The organism is Nocardia sp. bgisy134, from assembly GCF_965341865.1.
Classification (GTDB): Bacteria; Actinomycetota; Actinomycetes; order Mycobacteriales; family Mycobacteriaceae; genus Nocardia.
The window spans coordinates 250,378-262,863 of the sequence record NZ_CBDQZP010000008.1; the positions used below are offsets into that span (position 1 = coordinate 250,378).

A 12,486-nucleotide genomic window follows, 5' to 3' on the forward strand; every position below is an offset into this window, starting at 1 on the left:
GCCTGGGATCAGTGTTCGTCGTAGTGGCCGTCGTGGGGAGCGTGACGGTGGCCGTCGTGGATGTAGTCGACGTGGTCACCGTGCGGGACGGCGACGTGGCCGCAGCCTTCACCGTGTACGTGGTCGTGGACGACTTCGGTGTGACCGGAGGGCTCGCATTCGTCGAAGTGGCCGTCGTGGGCGCGGTGCAGGTGGCCGTCGTGGACATAGTCGACGTGGTCACCGTGCGGAACGGCGACATGGCCGCAGCCCTCGCAGTGGACGTGCGCGTGGCCGGTGTGCTCGGAGTGTGCTGCAGTCATCAGAAAGCCTTCTTCCATCGCGATGGACAGGTGCATCTGTGAACAACAACACATTAGCACGTGTGCATGGATGGAGATTGCCAGCTATGCGCTACCGAACCTCAGAGCACCTGCGAGAGGAACTTGCGCAACCGCGGCGTCTCGGCGGCGTCGAACAGCGTGTCCGGCGTCCCGGTCTCCACCACCTGCCCCTGATCCATGAACACCACATTGTCGGAGACGCTGCGCGCGAACCCCATCTCGTGCGTCACCACGATCATCGACATGCCACCGGACGCCAGATCGCTCATCAGCGCGAGCACGCCCTTCACGAGCTCGGGGTCGAGCGCCGAGGTGGCCTCGTCGAAGAACATGATCTCCGGCCGCATGGCCAGCGCCCGCGCGATCGCGACCCGCTGCTGCTGCCCGCCGGAGAGATTCGCGGGTCGCGCGTCGGCCTTGTTCACCAGCCCCACGATCTCCAGCTGCTCGATCGCGAGTGCTCGCGCCGTGTCCTTCGACAGACCGCGCAGCTTGCGCGGGCCGAGCGCGATGTTGTCCGCCACGGTCTTGTGCGGGAACAGGTTGAAATGCTGGAACACCATGCCGATGCGCTGACGCAGCCGGTCCGGGTCCTCGCGCAGCACCGACTCGCCGTCCAGCAGGACGTCGCCGCGATCCGGCTCGTGCAGCCGGTTGAGCACCCGAAGCAGGGTCGACTTGCCGGAGCCGGAGGGTCCGATGACGGTGGTGGTCGTGCCCGCGTCGACGTGGATGTCGATACCGCGCAGCACGTGGTTGCGGCCGAGGGTGAGGTGCAGGCCGGTTCCGGTGAGAGATGCACTCATGGTTCAGCGCCCTTCGGTGATGGTGGCCTGCTCGAGTTCGTCGATCGGCTGATCGGGCCGACCGGTGCGCATCCGGCGGTCGATGTAGTTGACCAGGTGGGTGAGCGGGATGGTCAGCACCAGGTACATCAGGCCCGCGGCGACCAGCGGCGAGAGATTTCCGGTCTGCGCGTTGAGATCTCGGCCCACCGCGAACAGTTCGCGCTGACTGGCGAGCAGACCGAGGAAGTAGATCAGCGAGGAATCCTTGATGAGCGCGATGAATTGGTTCATCAGCGCGGGGAGCACCCGGCGCACGCCCTGCGGGATCACCACCAGCGTCATGGCCCGCCGATAGCCGAAGCCGATGGCGCGCGCCGCCTCCAGCTGCCCGGCCTCCACGGATTGGATTCCGGAACGGAAGATTTCACCGATGTAGGCCGAGGCCAGCAGTGCCAGAGCGACCGCGCCGAGCCAGTACGGATTGTTGCCGGTGATGTTGCGCGCCACCGGCCCGACACCCAGACCGATGAGCAGGATGATCACGACGGCGGGCAGGCCGCGGAAGATATCGGTGTAAACCCGCGCGGGCCAGCGCAACCAGCGGGTGCGTGAGATTCCGGCGACCGCGAGCAGCATGCCGATCGCGGTGCCCAGCAGCCCCGAAACCAGCGCCAGGATCAGGGTGTTCGGCAGACCCGTCTTGATCAGATCGGGAAAAGCCTTGCGATACAGGGACCAATCGAAGAATGTGTCGCCCAGCTGTTGCAGGGTGGACTTCGGCGCGGTCTGCTCCTGGCCTTGGTCCGGTCCCTGTTCGGCGGCGATCGCGGCGAAATCGGGCAGCTGCGGAGTCGGTGCGGCCTTGGAACCCGGCTTCCAGCCCGGCGGCAACTGCCGCGGCACCCAGTCGCTGTAGAGGCGGGCGTAGGTGCCGTCCGCGATCACCGCGTCCAGGCCGCTGTTGAGCGCGTCGACGAGCGGCTTGTTGCTCTTGTTCACCGCCCACGCGGCGAAATTGTCCAGACTGAAAGCGTTCTGGACCACCGAGGTGCCGTCGCCCGGCTTGATCGCGCCCTCGGCCTGCGCCGAGGGGGCCACCCAGGCGTCGACCTGACCGGTCTTCAGATTGGCGTAGGCGGTGTTGTAGTCCGGGAACTTCACCGGGTCCAGGTGCAGGGTGTTCACCACGTAGTCGTCCTGCACCGTGCCCTGGACGACGGCGATCCGGGTACCTGGACCTAGATCGGCGAAGCTGCGGATCGGACTCCCGTTGGCCACCACGAGGGCGAAGTAGCCGAAGTCGTAGCCGTTGGTGAAGCCGACCAGTTCGCGGCGGGCGTCGGTGGTGGTGATGTTGGAGGAGCCGACATCGAAGCGCGCGCCCGCCACCTGCGCGAGCAGACCCGAGAACTCGGTGCCCGAGAACTGCACTCGCAGGCCGAGTTTCGCGGCCACCGCGCGCAGGAGCTCGTTGTCGAAGCCGGTGAAGGTCCCCGCGGAGTTCACGCAGATGCTCGGGGGCGCGTCGGAGAGGGTGCCGACGCTGAGCGTGCCGGGGGTGATCAGCCCGAGCCTGTTCGCGTCGATGGATTCCAGCGGGGCCGTGTTCGCGGTGGTGTAGCGGTCCGGTCCCGCGGTGGCGGAGGAGGCCAGATTCGTCGGCGCAGCGGACGCCGCGCTCAGCCCTGGGGGCGAGCAGAGGTCCCTGATATCGGAGGATTCGTCGCCGGAACCACAGCCTGCCGCCGTCAGACCGACGGCGATCAGTATCGAGGTGATCAGGGCACGACGCCACGCAGCGGGCAGACCAGCCATGGTCGAGAACCCTAGTGCGGACATACCGCAAATCCACAGTTACATGTGGCCGACGCGACGAGGGTCACTCGCCGCACAGCGGCGCGCCTGTGCGAGAATCGCTCGGAAATTTGCCCCGGGTACGCGGACATTCTGTCGCCGGCACGGCACGACCGGTCGGCGCGGCGTAGGTGATTACTCCCGCACGGGGCTTTTTCAAGGTTCACACCGATCGAAACTGCTCGACGTTCCACCGATGCAGCCGGCGGCCGACTTCGCCTCGGCACCACCACGATCGGACAGCGAGCGATCACCGCTGTTACCGCTTCTCGAGACTGCGTCGGGACTGAATCAGAACCGTTCGACCTCGAAAGGACACAGGGCTAGTGAACTACCTGGATTCATGTTCGGTTTCGGGCGGCTCCGCGTCGCGGACCGGGGGCGCCGCGTGACGACCGCCAACGAGATCATCGAGCTGACCGACGACGACTTCTACCGGGACCCGCACGCCGTCTACCGGAGTCTGCGCGAACGCGGACCGATCCACCGCGTCCGTCTGGACGGGGTGCTGAGCTGGCTGATCGTCGATCAGGACGTGGCCAAACAGGCCTTCATCGAGCCGAATATCAGCAAGCGCGTCACCTCGCCCGAGGGCCAGGCCGCCATGGCCAAGAACGGCGGAGCCGAGAAGTTCGCGGGCGCCGTCAACGACAACATGCTCTTCGCCGATCCGCCCCAGCACACCCGGCTACGCAGCCTGGTGGCCAAGGCGTTCGCCAGCCGCGCGGTTCGCGACCTCGGCCCCCGCATCACCGCGATTGCCGACTCGCTGCTCGACGAGTTGAGCGGCAAGGAATCCGCCGACCTGCTCGACGACTACGCGTTCCCGTTGCCGATCATGGTGATCTGCGAGCTGCTCGGCGTGGCCGACGACGACAAGGACGAGTTCCGCGCCTGGACCGAGGTCGTGGTCGACGAATCGGCCAGCGTCGAGGAACGGACCAGCGCCGGCATCAGCTTCTTCACCTACCTCACCGAACTGATCGCCGTACGCACCGACAATCCCCGCGAGGACCTGCTCTCGGCACTGATCGTCGCCAAGGACGACAACGACCGGCTCGACCAGCAGGAACTCATCTCGATGCTGTTCCTGCTGCTGGCCGCGGGGCACGAGACCACGGTCAACCTGATCGGCAACACGGTGCTCGAGCTGCTGCGCGATCCGGCCACGGCCGAGCGACTGCGCGCCGACCCGACCGGCGTCCCCGCCTACGTCGAGGAGATCCTGCGTTGCCAGGGTCCGGTGCATATGGCGACGGCCCGGTTCACCACCGCGCCGATCACGTTGGGCGGTCAGGAGATCGACGCGGGCGAGTTCGTCATGATCTCCCTGGCGGCGGCCAACCGCGATCCGCAGCGGTTCGCCGACCCGGACCGGGTCGACGCGATGCGCACCGACAACCGGCACATCGCCTTCGGCCACGGCATTCACTACTGTGTCGGCGCGGCCTTGGCCCGGATGGAGGCCACCATCGCGCTCACCCGGCTGCTCGATCGAATCCCGGCGATGTCGCTCGACGGCGACTTCGCCGAACTGAGCTGGCGCAGGAGCCTGCTCATTCGAGGTCTCGCCGAACTCCCGGTCCGCCTGTCGCTGCCCGTCGAGGGGGCAGCGGCCGTGGCCCGCGAGCGGCAGTATTCGACGGTCTGATCGCGGTAGAACCCGGAACCGGGCTCAGGCCAAGCCGGTGACCTGTTCCGGGTTCACCTCGTCGCGCCACCGGATGGCCTGCTCGAGCTGGCCGAAGTCGTAGTCGGGGCCGCTCACGCCGACGGTGAACAAGCCCACCCCTTGCTCGATGAACGCCGGCGCCTGCTCCGCTCCCGGCCACGGCACCGAGCGCTCGATACGGGACGGGTCGGAGCCGACGGCGGCGGCGTGCTCGGCGAGCACCTGGTTCTTGTGCCGCAGCGAGCCGAGGTCGGCGAAGCTGTGCCAGATGTCGGCGTATTCGGCGACCAGGCGCAGCGTCTTGCGCTCGCCACCGCCGCCGATCAGGATCGGGATGTCGCGGGTCGGCTGCGGATTCAGCTTCTTCAGCCGCGCGGTCAGCCTCGGCATGCTCTCCCCGAGCAGCTTCAATCGGCTTGCCGCCGTGCCGAATTCGTACCCGTACTCGTCGTAGTCGTGCTGGAACCAGCCCGCGCCGATGCCGAGGATCAACCTGCCGTCGCTGATGTGGTCGACGGTGCGCGCCATATCGGCGAGCAGTTCCGGGTTGCGGTACCCACCGCCGGTGACCAGCGCGCCGATCTCCACCCGCTCGGTCTGCTCGGCGAACGCGGCGAGCATGGTCCAGCACTCGAAGTGCGCGCCCACCGGATCGCCGCTGAGCGGATAGAAATGATCCCAGTTGAAGACGATGTCGACACCGGCGTCCTCGGCCCGCCGCACGGCATCGCGAATCAAGCCGTACTTGGGGGCGTGCTGCGGCTGCAGCTGGACTCCGATCCGAATCGGCCGACTCATCTCATGCCCTCCTCGTTCGCTCGCTGATCCCCGCGATCGAGGCTACCGGCGTCCGGCGGATCCGGCGTGGTGAAAACCGGCCCGCGCCTTCCTCGTGCTTTCGGCCGGCGCACGGACTCGGCTGCATGGGAATTTGTCGCCCGATACGATCGTCCGGACCGTCCGCGCGCCGCGTGCGACGGTGAGCCCTCTACTCGGATCGTCCGGCACGTTCCTGCCGGTGAAGGGATGTGATCTGCCGTGGCAACGGTGACCTTCGAGCGCGCCACCCGCCTGTATCCCGGCGCGACCAAACCCGCCGTCGACCAGCTGGATCTGGAGATCGCCGACGGCGAGTTCCTGGTTCTGGTCGGCCCGTCCGGTTGCGGGAAGTCCACCTCGCTGCGGATGCTGGCCGGGCTGGAGGAGGTGAACGGCGGGCGCATCCTGATCGGCGCGAACGACGTCACCCACGCGGAGCCGAAGGAACGCGACATCGCGATGGTGTTCCAGAACTACGCGCTCTACCCGCACATGACGGTGGCCGAGAACATGGGCTTCGCGCTCAAGCTGGCCAAGGTCGCCAAGGCGGAGAAGGACCAGCGCGTGCGGGAGGCCGCCAAGCTGCTCGACCTGGAGCCCTACCTGGACCGCAAGCCGAAGGCGCTGTCCGGCGGTCAGCGTCAGCGCGTGGCGATGGGCCGGGCGATCGTGCGTCAGCCGCAGGTGTTCCTGATGGACGAGCCGCTGTCGAACCTGGACGCCAAGCTGCGCGTGCAGACCCGCACCCAGATCGCCCAGCTACAGCGCAGGCTCGGCACCACGACGGTGTACGTCACCCACGATCAGGTCGAGGCCATGACCATGGGCGACCGCGTCGCCGTGCTCAAGGACGGCCTGCTCCAGCAGTGCGCGACCCCGCGCGACCTGTACCGCAACCCGGCCAACGCCTTCGTCGCCGGTTTCATGGGCTCGCCCGCCATGAACATGTTCACGCTGCCGGTGTCCGACGGCGCGGTGGCGCTCGGCGGGCACGCACTGCCGGTGCCGCGTTCGGTGTCCGACGCCGCCGAGGGCAAGGTCGTGGTCGGCATCCGCCCCGAACACTTCGAGCTCGGCGACGGACTGAGCAAGGACGGCATCGAGATGGAAGTGGACGTGGTGGAGGAACTCGGTTCCGACGCCTACATCTACGGCCGCACCGTCGCCGAGGGTCAGGTCGACGGTGCGGGGGAATCCATTGTGGCGCGGGCCGATTGGCGCAACCCGCCCGCGAAGGGCACCCGCCTGAAGCTGTCCACCACCCCTGAACACACGTACTTCTTCTCCGCCACGGACGGCCGTCGCCTCGACTGAGCCCCGGCGCGGGCCGCTAGCGATACCTCGCAAACTCTTCACACGCCTCGCAGCCAGTACAACTGCTGCGAGGCGTGTGGAAGCTCTGCGAGGTTCAATTCACGCACACGGCAGAGCGGTCGACCGGCCGCTACTCTGAGCGCTGCCGTCTTTGCTGCAGGTAGCTCTCGTTCACCCGAATCCCGAGTTCCTCCAACTCGATCTCCTTGCCCGTCGCGCTCCGCACCTCGACACGTACCGGAGCCCCCGTCGCCTCCTCGACCAGCAACAACGGGGCCGGGCCCGGCTGTAGGTACGCATCCCCCCACTGCATCAAGGCCAGCACGGCCGGGAGCAGGTCGCGGCCCATCCGGGTGAGGACGTATTCGTGCCGCGTGCGTTTGCCTTCTTCCTGATAAGGCTCTTTTGCCAGCAGGCCGGCCTCGGTCAACTTGCGGAGCTGGGCCGCCGCGGCCGCATCCGTGATACCGACCCGGCTGGCGAAACCGTCGAAGCGGCGGGTGCCGTAGTAGGCCTCGCGCAGGATCAGGACGGCCGAGCGCGTGCCGACGAGTTCCATCGCCTTGGCGATGGAACAGTCGACGGCCTGCCACGAACTGAGATCGGCCAAGGGTCCTTCCATCACGGCTGCCATGACGCACATCATATCCGCGACTGACTTGAGTCAGCTATACCCAGGCGTTAATCTGACTATAAGCCAATAGAGCCAGGGTGCAGAAGCCCCGGTCAGAGGAAGGATCCGCCATGAGAGACGCGGTGATCGTCGAAGCGGTGCGCACGCCGATCGGCAAGGGCAAGCCGAACGGAGCGCTGCACAACGTCCACGCGGTCGACCTGCTGGCACACAGCCTGCGCGAGGTAGTCGAGCGCAGCGGCATCGATCCGGCGCGGATCGACGATGTGATCGGCGGCGTGGTCACGCAGGTCGGCGAGCAGGGCGCCAATGTGACGCGGCGAGCGGCGCTGGCCGCGGGCTACCCCGAATCGGTGCCCGCGACGACGGTGGACCGGCAGTGCGGCAGCAGTCAGCAGGCCATCCACTTCGCCGCCCAGGGCGTGATCGCGGGCGCGTACGACATCGTGGTCGCCGCGGGCGTCGAGTCGATGGGCCGAATCCCGATGGGCGCCAACCTCGTCGGCTCCGAGGACCTCTCCGGTGTCGCGTTCGCCGAACGGTACCCGGAAGGTCTGGTACCGCAGGGCATCAGCGCCGAACTGATCGCAGCGAAGTGGGGCCTCACGCGCACCCAGCTCGACGAGTTCGCGTTGACCAGCCACGAAAAGGCAGCGCAGGCAACGAAGAACGGCCTCTTCGCCGCCGAGCTCGCCCCGATCAACGGGCTGATCAGCGACGAGGGCATCCGCGTCGGCAGCACCCTCGACACCCTCGCCGGACTGCGGCCCGCCTACTACGACCCGGCGATGGGCGAGCGCTTCCCGCAGATCGGCTGGCAGATCACCGCCGCCAGCGCGAGCCAGGTCAGCGACGGCAGCGCCGCGGTGCTGATCATGACCAGCGAACGCGCCGCACAGCTCGGCCTGCGCCCGCTCGCCCGGCTGCACAGCTTCGCCGTCGCGGGCGACGACCCGCTCATGATGCTCACCGCGGTGATTCCGGCGACCCGAAAGGTGTTGCAGCGAGCCGGTCTTCAACTCTCCGATATCGACCTCGTCGAGATCAACGAGGCGTTCTCGCCGGTGGTGCTTGCCTGGGCTCAGGACACCGGCGCCGATATGTCGAAGGTGAACGTCAACGGCGGGGCGATCGCGATCGGTCACCCGCTCGGCGCGTCCGGCGCCCGCCTGATGACCACACTGGTGCACGCCATGCGGGACCGCGGCGCCCGCTACGGACTGCAAACCATGTGCGAGGCAGGCGGACTCGCCAACGCAACCATCCTCGAGCGGTTGTGAATCACCGGGCGCCCGGTACCCGCCGGGCGCCCGTTTTCCTCTCGGATCGAGTAGATCCCGCACCAGCTCGAATCGAACTCGGCACCGGCTCAGATCGAATCCAGCACCAGCGCGAACGGAACCTAGCACCAGCTCAGATCCCCAGCACCAGCTCGAAACGAAACACAGCACCAGCTCAGAGCGAACCCAGCACCAGCGCGACGAGGCATCCCAGCAACCACGACTCGATGATCAACGGGACCGCCACCAGTGGCGTCCATCCAATTGCCCTGCGCATACGCAACTTCGACACCACCAGTACGGCTGCCACTACAACCGCCGCGGCGATTCCCGTCCATGCGAGGCCGTAGGCGACCGGCAGATACCTGCTGCCACGCTGTCCGTCGGCTACGAGGAACTCGTACAGGGGGACGAGAATCACTGCTGACCAACCGATCCCGAGGGCGACGAAGGTGGCGAGACCGGCCCGCGTCAAGTCTGCCAATCGCCTCGACAACGCCGACCCCATACGTCCAGGGTGCCCGTCTGTCGACCACGCGACCACATGCGGCCGATCGCCACACTCCGAACTCGGCCAGCACGTGCGCGTCGGCGGCGTCGCTTTTCGCTCTCGAAACGGTCGGGCAGCGCCCGTCATCGATGGCGATTCGAACCGCGTTCCGGTCCGGTTCCACTTCGGCCTCAACAGCCCCCGGGGACCCCCATCGCATACAACACACTCGGCGGCAGACAGCCCGGATCGCACCGCCAGCTGCGGCAGCCAACGCGCCAGCGCGGGCTGTGGCGGCAGCAACGCAGCGACTTCGTCTACGCCGAGCCAGCGCACCCGCATGCACGGATTTTCGCCACGATACGAACGGCGCGAACATCCGAAGCCCCATCGCCAACGCGATGGAACTCGTAGGCCGTCCTGATCCTTGCGCGAGGCCTGCTACGACACCCACCGCTTCGACGGTTTCGCAAGCCGGGCCGATATGCCGCTACTCGTATCGGCCTCGGCCCGTAGGCTGACCAACGATGACCGCCGATACGTTCCCCGAGCCCGTCGTCTACGCGATTCCGCTGCGCACGCGGTTTCGCGGGATCACCGTGCGGGAGGGGATGTTGATTCCGGGGCCGCTGGGGTGGGGTGAGTTCTGTCCGTTCCCCGAGTACGACGATCGGGAGGCGGCCGGATGGCTGGCGACGGCGGTCGAGCAGCTGACGACCGGGTGGCCGGAGCCGGTGCGGGAGCGTATTCCGATCAATTGCACGGTGCCCGCCGTCGATCCGGAGCGGGCGCACCGGATCGTCAGCGCGTCGGGCTGCCGCACGGCGAAGGTGAAGGTCGCCGACCATCCCGATTCCCTCGGCGAGGACCTGGCGCGGGTCGAGGCGGTCCGCGACGCGCTCGGGCCGGACGGCGGGATTCGGGTGGATGCCAATGCGGTGTGGGATGTGGACACCGCGGTCGCCCATATCATTCGGATCGACCGCGCCGCAGGTGGTTTGGAATACGTCGAGCAGCCGTGCCGGACCGTCGAGGAACTCGCCGAGGTGCGCAGGAAGGTCGACGTGCGCATCGCCGCCGACGAATCCATCCGGCGTGCGGAGGACCCGCTGCGGGTGGCCGTGGCAGGGGCGGCCGATGTCGCCGTGCTCAAATGCACTCCCCTGGGCGGAGTTCGACGCGCGCTGGAGGTTGCTGCGGCGGCCGGACTGCCCTGCGTGGTCTCCTCCGCACTGGAGACCAGCGTCGGCCTCGGCGCGCAGCTGGCGCTGGCCGGCGCGCTCCCGGAACTCGACTTCGCCTGCGGACTCGGCACGACCTCCCTGTTCGAGGGCGACGTGGTGGCCGAATCCCTGCGCCCGGTGGACGGTTTCCTCCCTGTGCCGCGCACACCCCTCACGCCGGACTCTGCACTCATCGACCGCTACCGCCACCCAGACCCCGACCGCGTCGCCTGGTGGCACGCCCGCTACCAGCGCGTACGCGCCCTGCTCGCCTAGAGGGAAACCCGGGCTATTTCCCGAAACCGGCTCCGCGCCAACCTCCGCCGCCATTTCTCTATCGACCGTAGTCAAATGGTTATGACGGGCGAGAAATGGCGGTTCCGGAGACCCGCAAAGCAACCATTTCTGTCCCGCCGATTGCCTACGCGCTTCGGCCTAGCCGAAACGGACGCCGCAGCTGAGCATTGTCGTTCGCAGCACTAGGGCGGCTTCGGGGCCGACGACTCCGTCCACCAATTCCAGGTAGCGGGTGCAGAATTCGGGTCCGTGGGGCGCGACTTCGCCGGGTGCGGGTTCCAAGTGGTGGGCCAGTTCGTGCAAGACGACCAGTTCGCGCAGAGCCCACGCGGTGCCGCCGGTGTGCAGCGGCACCGCGAGGACTGCGTCGGCCGCTTCGTAGTGGGCGGCGGTCGCTCCGGCACGCGACCGCACCCGAACCGGCACCTCGGCTCTATCCCATTGGGCCCGAACCCAATTGAGGGCGAGCACCTTCTCAGCATAGGTCTGGACGGACGCCACCGAGGCGAAACGGCGTTCGACGGGCAAGGTGATGTGCGAGCCGTACAGCTCGACGGTGCGATTGCCGTACTCGTCGGCGCGATCGAACATGCCACGGACCAGCTGTTCGGCGTCGTACACCTTGGCGCGCTGGGTATCTCGTTCACTCATCGCGGCACGCTCCCGGTCGCCCAGCCGTGAAGCGGCAATATCCGCAAACTCGAGATCGCCGACCGAGGGAAATGCTGCCATCCGACCGCGCCCGAGATCAGCCGCGGGCAGCCCCTCCGACATCGAGATCCCGAGCCTACCGAGTGCTGGAACAGCCACCGGCGCCGTCCATCCTCATTGCGCCGAAGCAGGCTCGAAACAAGCGCCCCGAGGCCCACCCCGCGCCACCGCGAGCCGAAATGCTCCCGGCACTGAGCACTCCGTCGGCGAGGCAGCCATACGAAAGCACTCACTCGCCCGCGCCGGAGGTCAGCTGCCCACGCGCCCCGCCCAGTTCGGGCGACGTGCCCAGCCGCGCCGCCTGACCCGCCCGATCACCCGCGCGACGGGCCCCGGCCGAGTGCCCGGCGGAGGCCTGCGGCCCGCGCCAAGTCCCGCGGGCCTCCGAGGTGCGGCTGTAGAAGTCGGTGAGTTCCAGTTCCTTGTCGCGCAGCGCGAGCGCCGTCCCGGCCGCCGCCGTCTCCGGCGCCACCGCCTCGGCCTCGACCTCCGACTTCACCTCGGCGAGCCGCCGCCCGATGCGTGCGGCGAAGGCCATCTGGAAGTTCAGCCGGGCCGTCACGGGGGCGGCGGGCGCCTGCACCCGGCGTCGCACGGTGCGTCCCCAGCGCTTCTCGCTGACGATCTTCTCGACGGTCGCCGTGCGGTACTGCCCCGATTTGATGTAGTGGTCGGACGCGCGCACCATCTGCACGAGCAGGCTGGCGTAGAGCGCCTCGCAGGTGTCGATGTCGGTGTCGAAGCCGTAGGCGTAGACCTGGGTGGAGGTGCGGGCAACATCGCAGCGCACATCATTGGCTTGCGCGATCGCGACGAACAGCTGCACGTAGGTGCGCAGTCCCTTCTTGCCCGGCTCGCCGATCGGAACGACCCGCTGCACCGGCGTCGGCCTGCGTTCCCGCCCCGCGACGTGCGCCCGCGCCACCGCGAGATCGATCGAGGATCGGGTCGCCAACCGCTGCGCCGCGGCGAGGAAGGCCTCCGCCTCGTGCTCGTTGTCGGTCGCTTCGGCCTTGCGCAGCAGACCGCCGATGCGTGTGAGCATCCGATCGGGAACCGCGTTGGGCGAAGTCATCGGCAG

Annotated in this window: 12 protein-coding genes; 4 read left to right on the forward strand and 8 right to left on the reverse strand. The window is 67.8% G+C overall.

The window, feature by feature from the left end:
* Positions 1-8: 8 nt before the first annotated feature.
* The 3 genes from ACRWNM_RS16795 to ACRWNM_RS16805 form a co-directional block, all read right to left on the reverse strand.
* Entirely contained in the window at positions 9-302 is a 294-nt protein-coding gene (locus ACRWNM_RS16795; protein WP_431968450.1) for a hypothetical protein, read from the reverse strand.
* A 101-nt stretch (positions 303-403) separates the two neighbouring features.
* Positions 404-1,129, reverse strand: coding sequence for an amino acid ABC transporter ATP-binding protein (locus ACRWNM_RS16800; RefSeq protein WP_431968452.1), 726 nt, complete (start codon positions 1,127-1,129; stop codon positions 404-406).
* 3 nt (positions 1,130-1,132) lie between these two features.
* Positions 1,133-2,926, reverse strand: a complete 1,794-nt coding sequence (locus ACRWNM_RS16805) for an ABC transporter substrate-binding protein/permease (RefSeq protein ID WP_431968561.1) — start codon at positions 2,924-2,926, stop codon at positions 1,133-1,135.
* 427 nt (positions 2,927-3,353) lie between these two features.
* On the opposite strand from ACRWNM_RS16805, the gene ACRWNM_RS16810 reads away from it, so the two are divergent.
* On the forward strand, positions 3,354-4,616 hold the full coding sequence (locus ACRWNM_RS16810; protein ID WP_431968454.1) for a cytochrome P450 family protein: 1,263 nt from the start codon (positions 3,354-3,356) through the stop codon (positions 4,614-4,616).
* Between the two features lie 24 nt (positions 4,617-4,640).
* Here ACRWNM_RS16810 and ACRWNM_RS16815 read toward each other — a convergent pair whose 3' ends face one another.
* Entirely contained in the window at positions 4,641-5,435 is a 795-nt protein-coding gene (locus ACRWNM_RS16815) for an LLM class F420-dependent oxidoreductase (RefSeq protein ID WP_431968456.1), read from the reverse strand.
* A gap of 240 nt (positions 5,436-5,675) precedes the next feature.
* On the opposite strand from ACRWNM_RS16815, the gene ACRWNM_RS16820 reads away from it, so the two are divergent.
* Positions 5,676-6,770 (forward strand): ABC transporter ATP-binding protein, encoded by a 1,095-nt coding sequence (locus ACRWNM_RS16820; RefSeq protein ID WP_431968458.1) that lies wholly within the window; start codon positions 5,676-5,678, stop codon positions 6,768-6,770.
* A gap of 130 nt (positions 6,771-6,900) precedes the next feature.
* Here ACRWNM_RS16820 and ACRWNM_RS16825 read toward each other — a convergent pair whose 3' ends face one another.
* Complete coding sequence (locus tag ACRWNM_RS16825; RefSeq protein ID WP_431968460.1) at positions 6,901-7,416, reverse strand: winged helix-turn-helix transcriptional regulator; 516 nt, start codon at positions 7,414-7,416, stop codon at positions 6,901-6,903.
* A gap of 98 nt (positions 7,417-7,514) precedes the next feature.
* Between ACRWNM_RS16825 and ACRWNM_RS16830 the strand changes: the two genes are divergently transcribed.
* On the forward strand, positions 7,515-8,684 hold the full coding sequence (locus ACRWNM_RS16830) for a thiolase family protein (protein ID WP_431968462.1): 1,170 nt from the start codon (positions 7,515-7,517) through the stop codon (positions 8,682-8,684).
* Between the two features lie 175 nt (positions 8,685-8,859).
* On the opposite strand, the gene ACRWNM_RS16835 is transcribed toward ACRWNM_RS16830, so the two are convergent.
* Positions 8,860-9,168: a hypothetical protein gene (locus tag ACRWNM_RS16835; protein ID WP_431968464.1), complete on the reverse strand. Its 309-nt coding sequence runs from the start codon at positions 9,166-9,168 to the stop codon at positions 8,860-8,862.
* A gap of 533 nt (positions 9,169-9,701) precedes the next feature.
* Here ACRWNM_RS16835 and ACRWNM_RS16840 point away from each other — a divergent pair.
* Entirely contained in the window at positions 9,702-10,673 is a 972-nt protein-coding gene (locus tag ACRWNM_RS16840) for an o-succinylbenzoate synthase (RefSeq protein ID WP_431968466.1), read from the forward strand.
* Positions 10,674-10,832: 159 nt separating this feature from the next.
* Here the strand turns inward: ACRWNM_RS16840 and ACRWNM_RS16845 are convergent, their stop codons facing one another.
* Together ACRWNM_RS16845 and ACRWNM_RS16850 are read right to left on the reverse strand one after the other, a co-directional pair.
* Positions 10,833-11,345 carry a TIGR04338 family metallohydrolase gene (locus ACRWNM_RS16845; protein ID WP_431968468.1) on the reverse strand — a complete coding sequence of 171 codons (513 nt, stop codon included), beginning with the start codon at positions 11,343-11,345 and terminating at the stop codon, positions 10,833-10,835.
* Positions 11,346-11,634: 289 nt separating this feature from the next.
* Positions 11,635-12,480: a DUF2786 domain-containing protein gene (locus ACRWNM_RS16850; protein WP_431968470.1), complete on the reverse strand. Its 846-nt coding sequence runs from the start codon at positions 12,478-12,480 to the stop codon at positions 11,635-11,637.
* Positions 12,481-12,486: the final 6 nt, after the last annotated feature.

Excerpts from the sequence above, each read along its gene's own strand:
- ACRWNM_RS16795 (WP_431968450.1), bottom strand. The coding sequence starts at position 302 with ATGACTGCAGCACACTCCGAGCACACCGGCCACGCGCACGTCCACTGC.
- ACRWNM_RS16800 (WP_431968452.1), bottom strand. The coding sequence starts at position 1,129 with ATGAGTGCATCTCTCACCGGAACCGGCCTGCACCTCACCCTCGGCCGC.
- ACRWNM_RS16805 (WP_431968561.1), bottom strand. The coding sequence starts at position 2,926 with ATGGCTGGTCTGCCCGCTGCGTGGCGTCGTGCCCTGATCACCTCGATA.
- ACRWNM_RS16815 (WP_431968456.1), bottom strand. The coding sequence starts at position 5,435 with ATGAGTCGGCCGATTCGGATCGGAGTCCAGCTGCAGCCGCAGCACGCC.
- ACRWNM_RS16825 (WP_431968460.1), bottom strand. The coding sequence starts at position 7,416 with ATGATGTGCGTCATGGCAGCCGTGATGGAAGGACCCTTGGCCGATCTC.
- ACRWNM_RS16830 (WP_431968462.1), top strand. The coding sequence starts at position 7,515 with ATGAGAGACGCGGTGATCGTCGAAGCGGTGCGCACGCCGATCGGCAAG.
- ACRWNM_RS16840 (WP_431968466.1), top strand. The coding sequence starts at position 9,702 with ATGACCGCCGATACGTTCCCCGAGCCCGTCGTCTACGCGATTCCGCTG.
- ACRWNM_RS16845 (WP_431968468.1), bottom strand. The coding sequence starts at position 11,345 with ATGAGTGAACGAGATACCCAGCGCGCCAAGGTGTACGACGCCGAACAG.
- ACRWNM_RS16850 (WP_431968470.1), bottom strand. The coding sequence starts at position 12,480 with ATGACTTCGCCCAACGCGGTTCCCGATCGGATGCTCACACGCATCGGC.